The organism is Phaeocystidibacter luteus (genome assembly GCF_008933115.1).
Classification (GTDB): domain Bacteria; phylum Bacteroidota; class Bacteroidia; order Flavobacteriales; family Schleiferiaceae; genus Phaeocystidibacter; species Phaeocystidibacter luteus.
The window spans coordinates 48,946-67,752 of the sequence record NZ_WBVO01000009.1 but is presented as its reverse complement, the minus strand read 5'-3'; the positions used below and the strand labels follow the sequence as shown (position 1 = coordinate 67,752).

General features: G+C 47.6%; 16 protein-coding genes. 4 read left to right on the top strand and 12 right to left on the bottom strand.

All coding sequences use genetic code 11. The features are described from left to right. Positions 1-15 precede the first annotated feature (15 nt). Entirely contained in the window at positions 16-1,326 is a 1,311-nt protein-coding gene (locus F8C67_RS10980; RefSeq protein ID WP_151667897.1) for a sialidase family protein, read from the bottom strand. Positions 1,327-1,411: 85 nt separating this feature from the next. On the opposite strand from F8C67_RS10980, the gene F8C67_RS10975 reads away from it, so the two are divergent. From F8C67_RS10975 to F8C67_RS10965, 3 genes are read left to right on the top strand one after another with little or no spacing between them, the layout of a single operon-like run. After that, the gene (locus tag F8C67_RS10975) at positions 1,412-1,924 is read left to right on the top strand and encodes a DUF6702 family protein (protein WP_151667896.1); all 513 of its coding nucleotides are present in this window, start codon (positions 1,412-1,414) and stop codon (positions 1,922-1,924) included. After that, positions 1,921-2,496 (top strand): HupE/UreJ family protein, encoded by a 576-nt coding sequence (locus tag F8C67_RS10970; RefSeq protein ID WP_151667895.1) that lies wholly within the window; start codon positions 1,921-1,923, stop codon positions 2,494-2,496. The genes F8C67_RS10975 and F8C67_RS10970 overlap by 4 nt, the downstream gene beginning before the upstream one ends. Positions 2,497-2,518: 22 nt before the next feature. Then, positions 2,519-4,813, top strand: a complete 2,295-nt coding sequence (locus F8C67_RS10965; protein ID WP_151667894.1) for a M1 family metallopeptidase — start codon at positions 2,519-2,521, stop codon at positions 4,811-4,813. A gap of 85 nt (positions 4,814-4,898) precedes the next feature. Here the strand turns inward: F8C67_RS10965 and F8C67_RS10960 are convergent, their stop codons facing one another. From F8C67_RS10960 to folE, 9 genes are all read right to left on the bottom strand, one after another. After that, the gene (locus tag F8C67_RS10960; protein ID WP_151667893.1) at positions 4,899-5,429 is read right to left on the bottom strand and encodes a DUF2911 domain-containing protein; all 531 of its coding nucleotides are present in this window, start codon (positions 5,427-5,429) and stop codon (positions 4,899-4,901) included. 72 nt (positions 5,430-5,501) lie between these two features. Next, a complete protein-coding gene (locus tag F8C67_RS10955) occupies positions 5,502-5,774 on the bottom strand; it encodes a hypothetical protein (protein ID WP_151667892.1) in 273 nt (90 codons plus the stop codon). Positions 5,775-5,826: 52 nt separating this feature from the next. Next, entirely contained in the window at positions 5,827-6,255 is a 429-nt protein-coding gene (locus F8C67_RS10950) for a lipocalin-like domain-containing protein (protein WP_223277558.1), read from the bottom strand. A 91-nt stretch (positions 6,256-6,346) separates the two neighbouring features. Then, the gene (locus tag F8C67_RS10945; RefSeq protein ID WP_151667890.1) at positions 6,347-6,880 is read right to left on the bottom strand and encodes a DUF192 domain-containing protein; all 534 of its coding nucleotides are present in this window, start codon (positions 6,878-6,880) and stop codon (positions 6,347-6,349) included. Next, the gene (locus F8C67_RS10940) at positions 6,880-7,989 is read right to left on the bottom strand and encodes a prolipoprotein diacylglyceryl transferase (protein WP_151667889.1); all 1,110 of its coding nucleotides are present in this window, start codon (positions 7,987-7,989) and stop codon (positions 6,880-6,882) included. The genes F8C67_RS10945 and F8C67_RS10940 overlap by 1 nt, the downstream gene beginning before the upstream one ends. 16 nt (positions 7,990-8,005) lie before the next feature. Continuing rightward, positions 8,006-9,100, bottom strand: coding sequence for a TolB family protein (locus tag F8C67_RS10935; RefSeq protein ID WP_151667888.1), 1,095 nt, complete (start codon positions 9,098-9,100; stop codon positions 8,006-8,008). Between the two features lie 69 nt (positions 9,101-9,169). Continuing rightward, positions 9,170-9,415: a membrane protein insertion efficiency factor YidD gene (gene yidD, locus F8C67_RS10930; RefSeq protein ID WP_317132321.1), complete on the bottom strand. Its 246-nt coding sequence runs from the start codon at positions 9,413-9,415 to the stop codon at positions 9,170-9,172. After that, positions 9,412-10,896, bottom strand: a complete 1,485-nt coding sequence (cysS, locus tag F8C67_RS10925) for a cysteine--tRNA ligase (RefSeq protein ID WP_151667887.1) — start codon at positions 10,894-10,896, stop codon at positions 9,412-9,414. Before cysS ends, yidD begins: the two co-directional genes overlap by 4 nt. An 18-nt stretch (positions 10,897-10,914) precedes the next feature. After that, a complete protein-coding gene (folE, locus tag F8C67_RS10920) occupies positions 10,915-11,613 on the bottom strand; it encodes a GTP cyclohydrolase I FolE (RefSeq protein WP_223277554.1) in 699 nt (232 codons plus the stop codon). Between the two features lie 221 nt (positions 11,614-11,834). Between folE and F8C67_RS10915 the strand changes: the two genes are divergently transcribed. Next, positions 11,835-12,893, top strand: a complete 1,059-nt coding sequence (locus tag F8C67_RS10915; protein ID WP_151667886.1) for a 3-oxoacyl-ACP synthase III family protein — start codon at positions 11,835-11,837, stop codon at positions 12,891-12,893. A 78-nt stretch (positions 12,894-12,971) separates the two neighbouring features. Here the strand turns inward: F8C67_RS10915 and F8C67_RS10910 are convergent, their stop codons facing one another. Together F8C67_RS10910 and F8C67_RS10905 are read right to left on the bottom strand one after the other, a co-directional pair. Beyond that, positions 12,972-16,193 carry a VPS10 domain-containing protein gene (locus F8C67_RS10910; RefSeq protein WP_151667885.1) on the bottom strand — a complete coding sequence of 1,074 codons (3,222 nt, stop codon included), beginning with the start codon at positions 16,191-16,193 and terminating at the stop codon, positions 12,972-12,974. 52 nt (positions 16,194-16,245) lie between these two features. Then, positions 16,246-18,795, bottom strand: coding sequence for an ATP-binding protein (locus tag F8C67_RS10905; RefSeq protein ID WP_151667884.1), 2,550 nt, complete (start codon positions 18,793-18,795; stop codon positions 16,246-16,248). Positions 18,796-18,807 lie beyond the last annotated feature (12 nt).

Genomic DNA, 18,807 nt, shown 5'->3' with positions numbered 1-18,807 from the left:
GCGGAAATGAGCCTTTCAATCCATCAAAGCCGTCCAAACTTGCAACTTGCCGCCGCGGTATTCCGTCCAAATCGGACGAACCATTCCGTTATAGGCGCTGATGTTGTTGTAATCGCCAAAGAAGACAAATTCTACTGGTAGGAAGCTCTCGTCATTTACGCGTTGCTCCGTCCATGTGTTTCCTCCATCCGAAGAACTCGCCACATATACGTCCGTATTATCGTCGTCGTGCGCTCTCCTGTCGTAGAACACCACGTGCAAATCTCCCGTAACTGGGTCCACCGCCAACCACGGTAAAAACTGCACATGGTTTGTTTCATCTTGATTCACCTTTATTGGTTCACTCCAAGTTTCACCTTTGTCGGTGCTCTTGGCTATCCAAATGTCCATTGGGTCATCCTCCACACGCTGGTCGCTCCATACTACATATACGGTTCCTCTGTTGGGACCTTCACTCACATCGCAGCCTGTAACTGGCATACCATTGCTTCGCTGAATCCCAGGAATGTCCACATCCCATCCTCCAGGTTGATCCGCAACTTTAATGTCTTTTTCGAGCCAAGTTTGACCACCATCTAGCGACTTATCGAACCAAATTTCTTCACTCAACGCCCAAGCCACATAAACCTCGCCATCCGGACCAACGCTTGGAACAGCTCCTTCGGTGGTATTGTCGTCATCCAAACAGCCGCCGCTCTTCTCGTTAATTTGAACGGCCTTACTCCAATTTTCACCGCCGTCGGAACTCATGGAGAACAAGATGTTCGATTGATCTTCATCTTCTTCCGAACCGTAATCATCAAACTGGGTCCATGTGCAATACACGTTGTTGTTTCGCAAGTCTACAGCCGCCCATTCTTTGTCTTGATCTTTCGGGTGATCGAGCCCCATGTAACTTCCGTCGCTCCAGTTTTCGCCACCATCGTCGCTCCACTGGCACACAATGCGGTCGAGAATTTCTTCACTGGCCCAGTTCTTTCCAGTTGGATCGCTGAGGTGGAAGAATAAGAATCGGCCCTTGGCATCACTTACAATTACTGGATCACCCCAAACCCCATAAGAGCTCTGTAGGTCATCCGTCACCCATGTCTTTCCAGAATCATTAGAATAGTACACCCTATCGAGAATAGACCCAGCAACAATGTTAGCCGGATTACTCAGATTGATGGCAATACTCGGCTCACACGGTCCCATTGGATATGCGGGAGCCTCTTTGATTAGAACGGCAATACCCGAATTTTCAGGTGGAGTCTGCTGAGAGAGCTCGGACTGACCAGAACATGCTACTACATTGATGGCCAAAAGTGTAAGGAGTAGATTCTTCATAATGCGTGAATGCTTAGCACAAGTATAGTGAAGGTCGTAAGAATTTCCGTTCAATCCTGTGTGTGAATTGTACTACCTTGGCGGTATGAAGCAATGGAAGACCATCGCCCTCGCACTGGGTTGCGCCACGTTGTTTAGCAGTTTTACCGCTAAGCACGAATATTATGTCAGTGTGGGGGAGATGAGTCTGAATCCCACAACCAATCAGCTCGAAATAGGTCTGCGAATCTTTACGGATGACCTTGAGTATGCACTCGAAAGAGCTGGACATCCTGGGCTGGATGTGCTCAATGACGAGACCAGTGCGGAGCATGTTTCAGAATACGTTCTAGATCATTTCAGAATTTGGAACGAAGATGGCCGAGAAATCAAACTCTTTTACCTCGGGTTAGAAGGAGATGCCGATGGCGTTTTCGTCTACCTAGAAACCAAGGTGAAAAGTGGGCTTCCCGAGGAGGTTCAAGTCAGACACGCGATTCTTATGGAATCCTTTCCCGACCAAATCAATATCTTGCATTACAGTCATCCCGATATACCCACTTCGCTTCGTTTTGATGCCGAAGAGCCTACTCAAACGCTAGAACTACAAGACCTATGAGCCGCTTCGAGATTAACTTTATGCTTGGGTTCGACCACATCACGGCGTGGGAAGGGCTCGACCATATCTTGTTCCTCATAGCCCTAACCGCCATTTACCAGTTTAAGCACTGGGGAAGGGTGTTGGGTGTGGTTACGGCCTTCACGGTCGGACATACCGTAACGATCATTCTCGCGAACACCGGAGCCGTTTCCGTGAATGGGCCTATAGTCGAGTTTCTCATTCCAGTAACCATCATGCTCACGGGAATCGTGAATTTAATGAAGGTAGGTCAAGACCCACGAAGCAACGGAAGATTCTTCATTGCAGCACTTTTCGGACTCATTCACGGGTTGGGATTCTTTCGTTCCTTTCGAATGCTAACGGTAGGTGATAGCGATGGATGGAGCAGTTTGTTGCCCTTTACTTTGGGAATCGAATTGGGACAATTGCTGATTGTCTTCATTTTACTTTTGATTACCGCCATTCTTTTTAATTTCATGCGCCTCAAACAACGCGAGTGGAACCTTTTCTCCTCTGGAATCGTTTGTGGAGTGGCTGGTTTACTCATGATTGAGACCTGGCCCTGGTAATTTTCAATTTTAAGCATCAACTATGCGCCGAATACTCTTAGGAATATTCGCGTTGGGTTCTATTGGACTTTTCGCCCAAGAGAATACCAACCAAAGTCTATTTCGTCAACTTGGTCAAGAGCTGCCTACACCTAATGTTTATAGGACGGGAGCAGGAGCACCCGGACATGAATACTATCAGCAAAAGGCTGATTACGAAATGAAGATTCACCTCAATGATGACGAGCAACGCATCGATGGTGAAGAAGAGATCACGTATACTAACAACTCGCCAGACGCACTCGAGTACCTATGGCTCCAGTTGGATCAGAACATGCGTTCACCTTCCAGCATGACCCGTCAGATTCAGAAAAGTAAGATCACTGAGAACAGTACACTCGACGATGTTGAAGATCTTTTCTGGGAGTTCCCAGGTGGATTTCACATCGAAGAAGTGAAGCGTGGAGGAAGAGATCTTTCCTATTCCGTCGTCAACACCATGATGCGCATCAACCTAGATGAGCCTCTGGAAAGCGGTGAGTCTTTTACCTTTTCCATCAAATGGTGGTACAACATCAACGATCGTCAGGCAATTGGAGGGCGTTCAGGATACGAGTACTTCGCCGAAGAAGACAACTACATCTACACCATCGCGCAGTTCTTTCCGCGCATGGCTGTATATAATGATGTAGACGGTTGGCAAAACAAGCAGTTCCTCGGTAGCGGTGAATTCACACTTCCGTTTGGTGATTATACAGTGGAGTTGACCGTTCCTGCTGACCATGTGGTGGGCGCGACAGGGACACTTCAGAATGCATCATCTGTGCTTACTTCAGAGCAACGCAGCAGACTTCGCGATGCGGCAAAGAATATGGAGGACCCAACGATGATCATCAACGCTGATGAGGCATTGGAGAATGAAGGAGAAAAAGCGGAGGGCGAGAAGACCTGGATTTTCAAGGCAGAGAATGTACGCGATTTCGCTTTTGCATCAAGCCGCAAGTTTATTTGGGATGCCATGGGTGTTGATATCAACGGCAGAACCGTGATGGCCATGAGCTACTATCCTAAAGAAGGTAACCCACTATGGGAGCAGTATAGCACCCGCTCTGTGGCGCACACGCTTCGGGTATACAGCAAGTATACAATCGACTATCCTTACGATAAAGCCATTTCTGTTCACACCGACCGAATTGGAATGGAGTATCCTATGATTTGCTTCAACGGTGGTCGTCCAGAGGCAGACGGAACGTATTCGGAGGCCACAAAATATGGTCTCATCAGCGTAATTATTCACGAAGTGGGACACAACTTCTTCCCGATGATTGTGAACAGCGACGAGCGCCAATGGACATGGATGGACGAAGGTTTAAATACGTTCGTGCAGTATCTCGCGGAGCAGGAGTGGGACCGTGAATATCCGTCGCGCCGAGGTCCAGCATACAAGATCGTGCCTTACATGGCCGACGACAAGGATCGTCAGATGCCGATAATGACGAATTCGGAGAGCATCATTCAATTTGGCAACAACGCCTATGGCAAGCCTGCAACAGCACTCAATATTCTTCGAGAAACTGTTTTGGGAAGAGAACAGTTCGACTACGCTTTCAAGGTGTACTCGGAGCGCTGGGCATTCAAGCATCCTACTCCGGCAGACTTCTTCCGTACGATGGAAGATGCCTCAGCAACGGACCTCGATTGGTTCTGGAGAGGGTGGTTCTATACGACCAACCACGTGGACATCGCAATGAAGCAGGTAGAGGTATTCCAATTGAATACGCTTGATCCAATGGTAGAGTCGAGCTTAGATAGCATCCGCGACCGCCAGGAGCGTGTACACATTGGCTACACGCGAAACGAGGAAGACATCGAGCAGACCGTTGTGGAGACAGATGAAGACGCCAGAGACTTCTACAATTCGTATAACCCGTATCAACGTGAAAGAGGATACGCGGAGGCATATGCGAACTATGTGGCAAACTTGAGTCCACGTCAGCAAGAGCTTTTGCAAGCCGGATACACCTTCGTGCAAATCACTTTTGAAAATGAAGGAGGACTGATTATGCCGGTAATCTTAAAAGTGACCTTCGCTGATGGAACCAACGACATTGTTCGCGTTCCGGCTGAGGTATGGTTGAAGAATGAAGACGAGTTTACCAAGGTGTTTCCTTTCGAGAAAGAGGTTGTGGCCATCGAGCTAGATCCATTCTTGGAAACTGCGGATACCGACAGAAACGACAACTACTGGCCAGCGAGAGCAGAGCCTTCGAGATTCCAATTGTTCAAACGTTCGGAGCGTCAATCACGACCGAACCCAATGCAAGAGGAGCAGCAATAGTTGCGATTCGAGACTTTAGACTACAAATAGAAAAGGCCATCTGCTTCCACACAGATGGCCTTTTTCAATAAATGACAGTCAGTCTTTATTTGATAGAGATCGATACTTTCACATCGTCCCACATCATTACGAGCATTTTGCTGTTGCCTTCGCCTTCGAACGCGATGGTAAAGGCCTCGTAGGTAGAAGGTGCTTCTTGCGTATCCACATTGAAACGAACCACGTCGTTTTCTTCTTTGTAGCGATACGCTCCCCATTGTCCGAGGTCGCTATTGATAATGATTGTCCATGAATCTTCATTCGGTATAGTGAAGATGCTGTATGTTCCCGCAGGAAGCTCTTTTCCGCCGATGGTGATGTCACCTGTAGTTGTGATTTCGGTAGCGGCGTTTGCGCCGGTTCTCCAAACTTCACCGTACGGTACGAGGTCACCGAAAATGGCGCGGCCGCGCTTATGTGGACGGTTGTATGTGATCTTTACGTAGCTATCACCAACCCAAGTTTTGGCAATATCGGTTGGACTAGGCTTCGGCTCGAGCGTTTCGGTTCCGTCTTGTGCGAGTGCTGAAAACCCAAACCCAAGTGTAAGTGCGGCGAGGAGTAGTAGCTTTTTCATAAGTGATAAAAGTGTTTGTGAGTCTATTTCAATACGCTGGATGGACGAAATAGTTCGCCTTGCCTTTCAAAATTAAAAAGCAGAACCAGAGTTTGTGCTGATATAATAGAGGGAGCTTACCACGAAAGAGAAGAAGAGGTAAGACATCATCATGATGAAGTACAGCCAATTTTGAGTGCGCTTCATCATCACATAACCAATGGCGATAAGCGCAACGCGAGTGCTGATAAACAGAAATAAAAACGGACCGTTCTTATCGAAAAGATCTTGATGATACGCTGTAAGCCAGGCCACATCGATGAGTAAGATTGCGAGGAAGGTGATGAGTAGGCCGTACTTTTTCATAGATGCGTATTCGTTTGAGCGAAAATACGATTCAGACGGTTTAACATGAAAGTTAATTATCCCTGCTTCGTACCCACGCCAATCGTATCCCCGAATTCACTGCCTCAACTGGACGCATACGTAAGGTGTCATTTCGGTATTCGAAGGATCTCTCCACTACTTTCCCCCAGTCGTTTGGATTTGAATGAACTCTGCGTGTATGCTGGATTGTCCCCGTCGTTTTCTCCCTGTCAGCCTCCATTTCCAAGAGCTCATAATCCCCAATGTAGTGGTAGGTTCCGGTCAGATATTCGAGCTTTTCTCGCGACAACGTATCCGTAAAGTTGCGAATGGATAAGTCTGTGATTTGATAGTCCGCGTAGCTGAGGTGCAGAGCCACGTGCCCATCTTGGCTGTACAGCAAAACGCCTTGCATTCCACCTTTGAATGGCGTTTCATGTGCCGTACTGTCTAGTAAGTTCATTTCAACCAGTTCCCACATTCCGACAAGCGGGAAGGAGGAATCCGTTTTTTCTTCAGAACAGCTTGACGTTAGCAGCGCAAAGGCTAAAATTGAAAGGTAAAACCGCATCCTAAAAGCGCATCCAGGCTACCTTGGTTCCTGCTGCGATTCCGCGACTTCGTGTGTATCCGGAAGGGACTTCTATAACGAAGCTAGCTGGACCTTCAGAAGGTAGCGATGTATCGTCCATCGGGCGTGCATTTTCAACAATCGAAACTACTTCGCGATTTGAATTGATGTAGATGATGTCCAATGGAACGATGGTATTTCTCATCCAAAAGCTTCTTGGTTGATCACCGCCCGGCATTAGGAAGAGCATGGCGTACATCGTTGGCTTGAAGCTCTTTCTGTACATCATCCCATACTGAATCTCCTCGCTGGTTTCAGCAACCTCCATCGGTAGTGTGGCAAGCGTATCGCCATCTGTCCCAAGGAACCACACTTCCCCTTCATGGGTGAAGCTCGGTTCATAATCCTTGGTTATAGGTTGTTGAACGGGACGTTCCTTTTTTGGAGTGTCTTTAAAGATCCCGGCTTGAAGGACCACAAAGGCTACCATCGCCAATAGGATGACTACAACTCCAATTTTCCTTGCTGCTTGCATTATTCTGCCACCTTTTTAGGTTTCACTTGTACATTTCTGAAAAGGAAGTACAATCCAATAATCACGAGTGGAATGCTCAATTGCTGTCCTCTGTTTAGGGTCATCTCCGCCTCAAATGCAGATTGGTAGTCTTTCCAGTACTCTATCACAAAGCGGAATCCGAAAATCAATACCAAGAAGGCGCCAAACATAAAGCCGTTTCGATAGCGCAAACCCTCTTTGGTAAAGAGGAATCGTAAAATGAGGTATATGAGGAGGTAGCCTAAGCTTTCAATGAGCTGCGTAGGCAGACGAGGCACTCCCAGAACCTTCATTTCAAGTTGTCCTGTATCTTGATTGTATGAAATGTCTTCCCCTGGCATAGGAAGCGCATTCTTCCTGTTTTGCTCTAAATTTTCTAGATAACGAGGTACGCTAGTGCCAAATACGCTCGTAATTTCTTGGTCAGTACGACCCGTACCAATGGCCGGGGTCACTGAGAGCGTATAAACCGGGTACTTGATGGAATCCGTTTCGTAAACTTCTCCAGTCGGACTCATATCCACACTTTCGAAGTAGTCACGAAAAACGGCTTCAAGGCCATCCTGCACATTGGTGACGAACACAGTTTCAATGGCAGAATTCGAAATGTTTCCATAGATCTCGGAGTTCGCAAAGTTTCCTAGGCGAATGAAGCATCCCGCCAAGGCAACAGTAATGACGAGGCGATCCAGCGCCCAAAGGCTTCTTTGATAAACCGATGCAGAGTCGAAGTATTCAACGAGCTTCTTACCGAATAACCACATGGCAATGATGAGCGCAACAGCAGCACCGTGACTAGCTAACCCGCCTTTCCAGACTTTTACTATTTCCCAAAGATTGTCCTTGTAACTGTCCCAGTCGTAAAAGAAGACGTGCCCGAGGCGCGCACCAACTACTGTGGCAATCACGGAGTATACCAACATCTTGTCGAGCATCTTCTCGCTTATTCCTTCTTGCTTGAAGTAGCGCAGCATAATGCGGAATCCAAGAATGAACCCCATAGCGAATAGGACACTGTACCAACGAATGGTTATTGGTCCTAATTCAAGCCCTTTCTCGAGCCCCCAAGTAATGGTCAAGTACTCCATGTGTGCGTTTGGTTGGTTAGTCTACCCAGTCGGCAATAAACAAGTTGGTATTTCTTGTACCCCCGTTGTTTCTGTTCGAAGCAAATACGAGTTTCTTGCCATCTGGCGAGAACATAGGGAATGAGTCGAATGCATTGTCGAATGTAATTTGCTCAATCTCCTGGGTATTCAAATCTAACATGAAGATGTTAAACGGAAATCCGCGTTCGCTCATATGGTTTGAAGAGAATAAAACACGCTCTCCAGAAGGGTGGAAGTAAGGCGCCCAATTGGCATTGCCTAAATCCGTGATCTTCTTCAATTCGCTTCCATCCACATTGCAAACATAGAGCTCCATGTTGGTGGGCTCAACGAGACCTTCAGCTAGGAGTGACGTGTATTTCTCAACTTCCTCCTCTGTTTTTGGTCGTGAAGCGCGGAAGATCAATTTCTTTCCGTCAGGCGAAAAGAATGCACCTCCATCGTATCCCAAATCACTGGTTACTTGTTGAACATTCGAGCCATCGATGTCGCACGTGTAGAGCTCTAGATCGCCGGAGCGCGTGCTTGTGAAGACAATCTTGTCACCTTGAGGTGAGAGCGTGGCTTCAGCGTCGTAACCAGGACCACTTACTAGGGTGTCGATTACTTGGCCGTTCAAATTGCTGACATAAATGTCGAACGTTTCGTAAATCGGCCATACGTAAGCACCGTCTCTTTCGGGAACTTCAGGGCAGCTATCTCCACCGGCGAAGGTGCTCGCATACAGTATGGTTGAGTCACCAGGCATGAAGTAGGCGCACGTAGTTCTACCCAAACCATTGCTGATGGGAGTAGGCTTAGCTAGTTCTGCACTGTCGGCTCCCCATGCAAAAGCATAAATCTGATCGCATTGCAATCCCCAAGCTGGGTTGTTGCTCTGGAAGGTGAGCATTTTGCCATCGAAGCTGAAGTACGCCTCGGCATTATCGCCTCCCCAGGTGAGCTGCTTCACATTTTGCAGATGAACCTCTTCTGGATATTGAACCTTACTTACCCATGTGGCGCCAGATGCACCATCGGTAGAAGAATCTCCTCCGCCATTACAGGCAACTAGTGCGGCAGATGAGAGGAATAGAAATAGTCGCTTCATCAATCTAGAAATAATTGAACGTGCAAGATAATCAACGAATTCGGCCCTGCCGCCTTCCGTAGCCGCTTTCTATTTGGGCTTCTTGGGTACTGGATCGTATCCCCAAGTTCCCCAAGGGTGACATTTAGAAAGTCTTTTCAATCCCAACCAAGAGCCTTTTAACGGTCCCCATTCTACAATGGCCTCGCCCATATATTGTGAACAGGTGGGAGTGTGTCTGCAACTTGGAGGCGTCAGCGGACTTACCACATATCTATACAAGAATACTAGCGCCAACAAAGGCAAGCTCAATACCCATGTAATGGCTTTTATCACGATTTCATCGTGTAAGTGGTGCCGTCTTTTCCGTCCTTTAGAATGATGCCTTTCGCCGCTAGCTCATCTCTGATTTTATCGGAAAGCGCGAAGTCTTTGTCAGCGCGAGCTTGTTGACGAAGGTCGATCAATACGTTCATCACAGAGTCTATTCCACTTTCTGAATCGCTGGCGCCCGCTACTTTTTGTAGACCAAGAACGTCGAATACGAATCCGTGGATAGTGTCTGAAACGACTTTGAGATCTTCAGCTGTGAGTGACGCTTTGCCGTCTACCATGCTGTTGATTTGGCGCACCGCATCGAACAATTTTGCGATCAAAATCGGACTGTTAAAGTCGTCGTTCATCGCGTCGTAGCACTCCTGCCTCCACGTTTTCACATCCCACGAAGAACTCGAGCCTGGCTCAATTCTTTCCAAGCTGTCGATGGCCTCCATGAGACGGAGGTAGCCTTTCTCTGCCGCCACAAGTGCGTCATTAGAGAAGTCCAGCACACTTCTGTAGTGCGCTTGGTGAATGAAGAACCGAACTACGGAAGGGTGGAAGCCTTTCTCCAAGATTGGCGTATCGCCCGTAAAGAGTTCGTATGGCAGTAGCGTGTTGCCGGTAGATTTCGACATGCGCTTCCCGTTCAGCGTAAGCATGTTGGCGTGCATCCACGTTTGGGCCCCGTCGTGACCATGAGCCGCTTGGTTTTGAGCCACCTCACATTCGTGGTGCGGGAACTTCAAGTCCATACCACCACCGTGAATGTCGAATGACTCACCGAGGTATTTGGTTGACATCACCGAGCACTCTAGGTGCCATCCAGGAAAGCCGACGCTCCACGGAGAAGGCCAGCGCATGATGTGTGCAGGGCTCGCTTTCTTCCAGAGGGCAAAATCGAGTGAACTGCGCTTATCGGATTGTCCGTCAAGGTCACGCGTACCTTCGAAAAGCTCTTCAATCTTCCGACCTGAGATCTTTCCGTAGTGCTTCTCTTTGTTGTATTTCTCAACGTCGAAGTAAACCGAACCATTCACCTCGTAAGCCAATCCGGCCTCGAGGATTTCTTTGATCATTTCGATTTGCTCAACGATATGTCCAGTGGCAGTAGGCTCAATACTAGGAGGGAAGGCATTGAAGCGCTCCATCACATCGTGGAAACCAACGGTGTACTGCTGAACAATTTCCATGGGCTCAAGCTGCTCGAGGCGTGCCTTTTTAGCAATCTTGTCCTCTCCTTCGTCGGCATCGTTTTCAAGGTGACCAGCATCCGTGATATTGCGGACGTAACGCACTTTGTAACCGAGATGTTGAAGGTAACGAAAGACCATGTCGAAAGAGATGAACGTGCGACAGTTCCCGAGGTGTACGTCGCTGTATACGGTTGGACCGCACACATACATACCTACCAAAGGTGACTTAATCGGAACGAAGTTCTCTTTGCTGGCTGAAACGCTGTTGTAGATTTTCAGCTCGTTGGTCTCGTATAAGGCCATGGAAAAATGAGGTTGATATTAGGCTCCGAAGGAAGTTTCCATTCGAATGAAGTCGAGGAACTCTCTTCTTACTTTTTCATCTTTGAATTTACCACCGTATTCGGCAGTGATCGTACTGCTTTCGATATCGCGGATACCTCGCGAATTCACGCATAGGTGCTTGGCATCTATAACACAAGCAACGTCTTCTGTGCCGAGCGCAGCTTGCAGGGCTTTTACAACCTGACGTGTCATGCGCTCTTGAACTTGTGGTCGCTTGGCATAGTAATCCACGATTCGGTTCATCTTGCTAAGGCCGACAACCTTTCCGTTGGAGATGTAGCCTACGTGAGCACGACCTACGATAGGGAGGAGGTGGTGTTCACATGTACTGTAAACGGTGATGTTCTTTTCGATTAACATCTCGCCGTACTGATAGCTGTTGTCAAAAGTGGAAAGATTTGGCATTCGCTTCGGATCCAATCCGCCGAATGTCTCCTTCACAAACATCTTGGCAACGCGTCGAGGAGTGCCTCGGAGACTGTCATCTTCAAGATCGAGTCCCAACGTTTCCATAATACCTTTTACATGCTCCTCAATGGCCTGCATTTTATCGTCATCCGACTTATCAAATGCGCCCGGAAGCATCGGTGTATCCGTCGATGAGCTTAGGTGTGCATCACCTACATTTTCATAGAGCTCATCCATTACGGAAGTTTTATTGTTGTCTTGGCTCATGCCCTTATTCTTTCTGTACTTAACGCAGTACTTCGTATTGAGTTTGCAAAGGTAGTCGTTTTGTTGCAGGTATACTTACTTCATAAATTGGTTATGCATGCGTAATATTTTTGCAATATTCTCTTGTTGTTCAAAATAAAAATTGAAACTTGCTGTTCCCAACGCCAAGAGACAAGCTTAACTACAACATAGAATAGGTACTTCTAACCTGAAACGAGAGTATGTACGTCAAATTTACAGGCACAGGGCATGTCCTTCCCAGCCAAAGGGTAACAAATGAGGACTTTACCAATCACGAGTTTTACGACGAAAAGGGTGAATTGTATCCTATGCCGATGCCAGATCTTCTGAGGAAGTTCGAAGAGATTACCGGCATTGGAGAGCGTCGATATGCGAGTGACCAGGAGCGAGCTTCCGACCTTGGGGCTGCTGCGGGAAAGGTGGCCATTGAAGAAGCTGGAATCGATCCAAACTCAATCGATCTCATTATTGCAGCGCACAACTTTGGAGATATGGACAAAGGCACTGGCCGCAGCGATATTCTGCCCAGCTTAGCTTCGCGTATCAAGCATATCTTAGAAATTGAGAATGATGCCTGCGTTCCATTTGATATCCTTTTCGGATGTCCCGGTTGGATTCAGGGCGTTCTGTTGGCGGAGATGTATATCAAAGCTGGTAAGGCTAAGCGTGCCCTTGTAGTGGGGTGTGAGATGCTGTCAAGAGCGCTGGATCCGCACGATCGAAACGGGATGATCTTCGCCGATGGCGCAGGAGCATGCATCCTTGAGGCTTCCGACAAGCCAGGTATTATTGGATCTGCCGTGATGAATAAAGCTGCGGAAGAGGCATATTACTTGTTCGCAGGTCCAGGCGAGAAGCCAGGGGCAGACCCAGATGAGCGCTTCATCAAAATGAAAGGGAGAAAGATTTACGAGTTTGCACTTAAAGAAGTTCCAAAGGCCATGAAGATGGCTATGGATGACGCAGGCGTAGAGGCCAAAGACCTCGACATGATTTTCATGCATCAAGCCAATGCGAAACTAGATCACGCAGTGGTAGATCGCTTCTATCGACTTTACGGTATACGAGAGATTCCAGAGAATGTATTGCCAATGTCAGTCAACTGGCTTGGGAATAGTTCCGTTGCTACGGTACCAACATTATTCGACCTCGTTAGAAAAACGGATTACAACGGACACACCCTGAAGAAGGGCGACACCCTACTCTTTGCTTCCGTAGGCGCAGGAATGAATGTGAATGCCTTCGTTTATACGTATTGATTTAGATATTTCAACGAAAGAAAACCCCCGTCGTTGCTATGTGCCTCGACGGGGTTTTTTCATTGTGATGAATCAGTCTTAATCCTGCTGTGGTAAGTCACCTTCGAGATAAGGCGCGCCCGCATCATAAGCTTGCTGCTTGATAATCAAGAGTTGATCTCCCGTGGTTTGTAAACCATCAACGAGTTGTGACAATTCAGCCTGAACGGTAGAAAGTCCGTCGCGCTGTGTTTGTGTAACACCGCTTGTAGTTGAGTAACTACCCCAAGCTGTAATGCCAAGGATGTCGCCCAACGAAGTTGGAGTTTCGAATTCTTTTCTCGTCAAACTTGCATCGCCATTGATGTCAATGTTCATATCAGCCAGCGAGTTGCTCAACGTTCTAAGCTGGGCAAGAAGTTCCATTGGAGCACCCGGCGTATTGCGGATAGCTGCTTCGAGCTGTTCTACAACTTCCATCTGACGATCGAGTTCGTTGCTGATGGCGTTCAAATCGCGATAAGCTTTGTCAACCTCACGCTGGAACATCGCAATTTCAACTGCATCTCCCTGGATGGAACCATTCGACAAATGCGTTAATTCAAACTGAACAGCGTCTGAAAGTTGAACCGTTTCGCCATTCACCGTTCTGTAAATCTGAACTGAGTAGGTGCCTTCCGGTGCCAAGCCAACTGTGCCGGAATTAGTCATAGGAGCGCCTCCTGTTGACAAGTATCCGTTGCTAGCAATGCGCCCATCCCAAGTGAAACGACGAACGCCAGAACCATCAGAAGTATTCATTCTGCGAATCTCGTTTCCTTCCATATCTCTAATCACAAAAGTGATGTACGGTGACTGGAAACGGTCTTCTGCACGAATGTCCTCCGCAGATGGATAGCTGATTACCTCCATGTCCTTCTCAGCTTCCTGTCTTTCTTGCGTAAGTGACTTTGCTGATTCGGCAATGTAATAGGTAAACGTTGCACCAACAGGCGGGTTTTCGGCCATATAATAGGATGCTCCCAAGAAGCCTGGTGCTCCATATCCAATTGGATTCGACGTCATAAACGCCAATCCATCTTTGATCGGGAAAATAGTTGCATCTCCATCAAAAGCATCTTCGCTCATGTGACGAAGCGGTGAGTAATCATCGAGTACGTAAAATCCTCTACCGAAAGATGCGAGAACCAAATCGTTCTCTCGCTTTTGAATGTCGATGTCGCGTATTGCAACCGTTGGCAGGCCTGCTCCAAGTTTCTTCCAATGTGCTCCTCCATCATTTGTGAAGTACACGCCAAATTCAGTTCCTACGAACAGAAGGTTCGGATCTTCATGGTCTTCCGCAAGCGCATACACGCTGCCTCTCTCGGGAAGATTTGCCGTGATGTTCGTCCAATTCTTCCCACGGTTTGTCGACTTCATTACGTAAGGTTTGAAGTCGCCGTTCTTGTGATTGTTGAACACGGCATACACTACATTATCGTCGTGCTGCGAAGCATCTAGGTCATTTACATACGTGTTGGCCGGCACGCCTGGGAAGGTGTTGTAACGCGTCCAGTTCTGACCGTCATTGTCTGTAACCTGAATCAATCCATCGTCAGTTCCAACATAAATCAATCCTTGAGTTACTGGGCTTTCAGATAGAGAAACAATGTTTCCGTAGATGGTGGTTGACTTGTTCTTGGCTATGGCGTCAATTGACCAAACCTGACCCATTACAGGTAGTTCGTTGCGGTCAATTTGCTGAGATAGATCTGGGGAAATCAGAGACCAAGAGTTACCTCGGTCGGTTGACTTAAACACACGGTTTGCTGCAAAGTACAGGGTTTTGTTATCGTGCGGACTAATCAAAAGCGGGGCGTCCCAGTTCCAGCGTAGAGGAGCTTCGCCTCTTGGAACATCCGGTTTAATCGGCACCGTTTCGCCGTTAAGTTTGTCATATCGTACCAACCAACCGTATTGCGCCTGTGCATAAACGATGTTAGGATCCATAGGGTCAACTTGACTCTCAAAGCCGTCGCCGGTGTTCGTCACAAACCAATCGCTATTTACAATACCTCGGTCGTGTGTTGTGCGAGACGGACCACCCAAACTGAAATTGTCCTGTGTTCCACCGTATACAAAGTAGAATGGCTCGGCGTTGTCTACAGCCACTCGGTAGAATTGCGTGATAGGCAAGTTGGGCTTGAAGTGCCAAGTAGAGGCATTGTCCCAAGTTTCATATAGGCCACCATCGCATCCCATAAGGAAGTGGTGTGCATCACTCGGGTCAATCCACATTGCATGGTTATCCACGTGCTTTCCTCTTTCAGGAACGCGGTTGAACGTCTTACCGCCATCTGTTGTAAAAGCGGCGTAGGTGTCCATGGAATAAACGGTGTTCAAGTCGTGTGGACTGGCGAATATTTCAACGTAATAGTTTCCGCTGGTTTCGTGACCACTCATCTTGCTCCAGCTCGCACCGCGGTTGTTTGAGCGGTAAAAACCGTGACCCTCAATGCATGCGTAGAGTACATCAGGATTCACCGGTGAGATGTCCATACCGATGCGACCGACATCGCCACTGGGCAAACCGCCTGCAAGTTTATCGAAGCTCTCGCCACCATCTGTACTCTTGTAGATGGCAGATTCTGGTCCGCCAGATATATAAGTCCAAACGTGACGTCGACGCTGGTGCGCGGTAGCGTAAATCACATTGGGGTTTCTTGGGTCGAGGTGTACTTCATTGATGCCGGTGTGCTCGGATATTTCGAGGACCTTATCCCACGTTTCGCCACCGTCTGTTGTCTTGTACAACCCTCTGTCGCCACCGGCGCTCCAAAGCGGACCATAAGCCGCAACATATACTACGTCGGAATTTGTAGGGTCAACGGCAATCATGCCAATGTGCTCGGAATTCTCGAGTCCAACTTTATTCCAAGAACGTCCGCCATCCTCACTCTTGTAGAGGCCGTCGCCGTAGGCAACAGAACGTTGGTTGTTGTTTTCACCAGTCCCTACCCAAAGTACATTTGTGTTGTTTGGGTCGATGGTGATACAGCCAATAGAGTAGGAACCTTGTCCGTCGAAAATTGGGCTGAATGAAACGCCGTGGTTTGATGTTTTCCACACGCCGCCGCTAGCTGCGGCAACGTAGTATTCACTCGGGTTGTAGGGATTTACGGCGAGATCGGCGATACGGCCAGAAGTGGTTGCTGGACCAATATTTCTGAAGGACATTCCGCTTAGGCGGACATCATCCATGTACCAATCTTCTTCACTCTGCGAATAACCTGCTGTGGCTATGCAAAGTGATGTGAGGAGGAGTAGGGATTTCTTCATAAGTCAACTTTATGATTTCGTTGAAGTTAAGCAATCGAATAGATTAACGCTTTTACGATGTTGCTGAAATGAGCTCCGAAATGGCGTTAATGAGTTCGTGAGATTGAAACGGTTTAGTAACCACTTCGTTCATTCCTGAGGCAATTGCCTTTTCTTTTGTTTCTGTCTGGACGTCAGCCGTGAGTGCAAGAATTGGTGTAGAAGTGTTCATGCTTTCGCTTCGTATCCTCGTTGCAGCCTCCATGCCGCCCATAATTGGCATTTGGATGTCCATTAATATGATGTCGAATTCTTCCTTCGCACATATATCAACAGCTTCTTGACCGTTATCCACAATGGTCACCACCACGCCTGTAGGTTTCAAGAGCCTCTCAGCGACGAACTGATTCATCTTATCATCTTCTACAAGAAGTAGCTTCCGACCATTCAGATTTGCTCTGTCTCGCTGCTCGCGCACCTCCTGAGTATGACCAATTTCGAAAGGAATGGAGAAAGAGAAAGTCGATCCCTTGCCTTCTTCGCTCGTTACCTTGATGGCACCATTCATCAATTCGACGAGCTGCTTGCAGATGGCTAAACCAAGTCCTGTGCCGCCAAATCGGGCGTGTATGTCAGTAGATCCTTGTTGAAATTCTTCAAAGATGTGGTTGATCTGTTCGGCTGGTATTCCTATTCCATTGTCCTCAACCTCAAAGCCAATTCGACATCTTTTCTCGTTTTTTTCATCTTCAAAAACACGCAAGTGAACGTGACCATTCTCGGTGAATTTCACTGCATTTGAAACGAGATTATTCAAGATTTGACCAAGCCTATCCGCATCGCCAAAAACGAGTTCGGGGATGGTTGAATCAATTCTGAGGTGTATAATCGAATTGTTGGTCTTCGCGCGCTGGGTGTTCAGTTCGCTGATTTCGGTTACGAGTTCAGAAATGTTGAAGTTTCGTTCTTGAAGCTTAACACGTCCGGCCTCCAACCTAGAGTAGTCAAGGATGTCGTCCACTAAAGATGTAAGTCTGAGAGAGCTGTGGTTAATGTTCCGAACCAACTGTTCTTGGTCGGAGGTAAGCTTTTGTTCGAGGAGTACTTCCGTCAGTCCTGCAATAGCATTCATCGGTGTCCGAATCTCATGGCTCATCTTGCTCATGAAAGTGGACTTCTGCTGCAGCGATTCCTCAAGAAGGTTGTTGGTGTTTTGAAGCTTGGCGTTCGCCTTTTCAATTTCGATATTCTGTTTGGTGATGATATCGGTGTCGGCTTGACTTCGTTTGTTTCTCTTATAAAGTTGGAAGAAGAGGAAACTAAGTGTAAGTCCGAAGATGAAAAGGGTGCCAACAAGTATGTAGAGTAGGGTGTTGGTGCGCTTCTGCGATTGTAGTGTCGATTCCTGCATGAAGCGGTACTGCTCGTTCCGGCGAGCGTTTTCGCGTAGGTTTCTCAGCTCTTGTTGATAGGTTTTACTTGTTATCTCGAGGCTCGAGGTTGCATCCGTCAGTTTGTCTATCGTTTCTACGAGTAATTCTTGATGCTCAACTGCACGCTTGTAGTTGCCTCTTTGTATATCTAATGCGATCCATTCCTCGAGAGCATCTCGACGAGTTGGCAGGATGTTATTCTCGGTGGTGATTTCAAAAGCTTCGCGAATGCTGGATTCAGCTATGGCAAAATTGCTCATCGCACGTGCTGCTTTGCTCTTGTTAATCAGGGCAAGAGATTGGTGATTCTTCCATTGAAGTCTGGATGCAACTGCGTTGGCTGAATCTGCATAGGCAAGCGCCAGACTGAATTCTTCCCTCTTGTAGTTTACTCGGCTGAAGGCATTGAGTAGGTCCCATTTACGTTCGTGCCAAGTTGAGGAATCGATGTCCGTTTTATCCAACAATTGCCGTGCTTTGACCAAATACTCGAGGGATTTCTCATATTCCTCAAAGGATTCGTGCATGAGTCCGAAATGCTGGTAACTGTGGACAACCAGTTGGTTTCTCACCTGTGGACGCTTGAGCTCCATTCTGAGCTGAAGAGCGGAACGGTAGGCCTCTTCCGCTTTTCGCTTGTCTTTGAGCTCCTCGTATATCAGACCTATGTTGTTCCAAGAAACCGACTTCGCTACACGGATATCGTATTCAGGATCATTCAGGTCGAGAACAGCTCGGTAATACGATTCGGCATCTTCGTAAGAGCCGAGGTCGTAAAAAATATTGCCAATGCTAATGAGTTCGTAGGCTAATGACCCGGTAAGTCCTTCCCGACGGAACGCATCCATGGCGATGAGGTAGTGCTCTATGGCGCGGTCAGAAAAACCCGCTCCGCGATAAATATTTCCGAGGTGATTGTGGATGTCTGCTTGACCTTTCACATAACCAATACTGTCGGCATGCTTCAACAACAACTCGGCAACATCGATGGTAGCACCAGGGTCGTAATTGGCAAACGAGTAGATGTTCTTCTCGAAATATTCGAAGGTGTTGGAGTCAATTTGCTTGGCCTCAATGGCTTTGCGTAATGAATCTAAACTGGTGTTGACACGTACTTGTCCTACCGCAAGTGAGCTTACGGAAATGAACAGAACGAATAAGTGGAGTAAACGTGATTTGGTCCAGTGCATAGATTGCTTTCC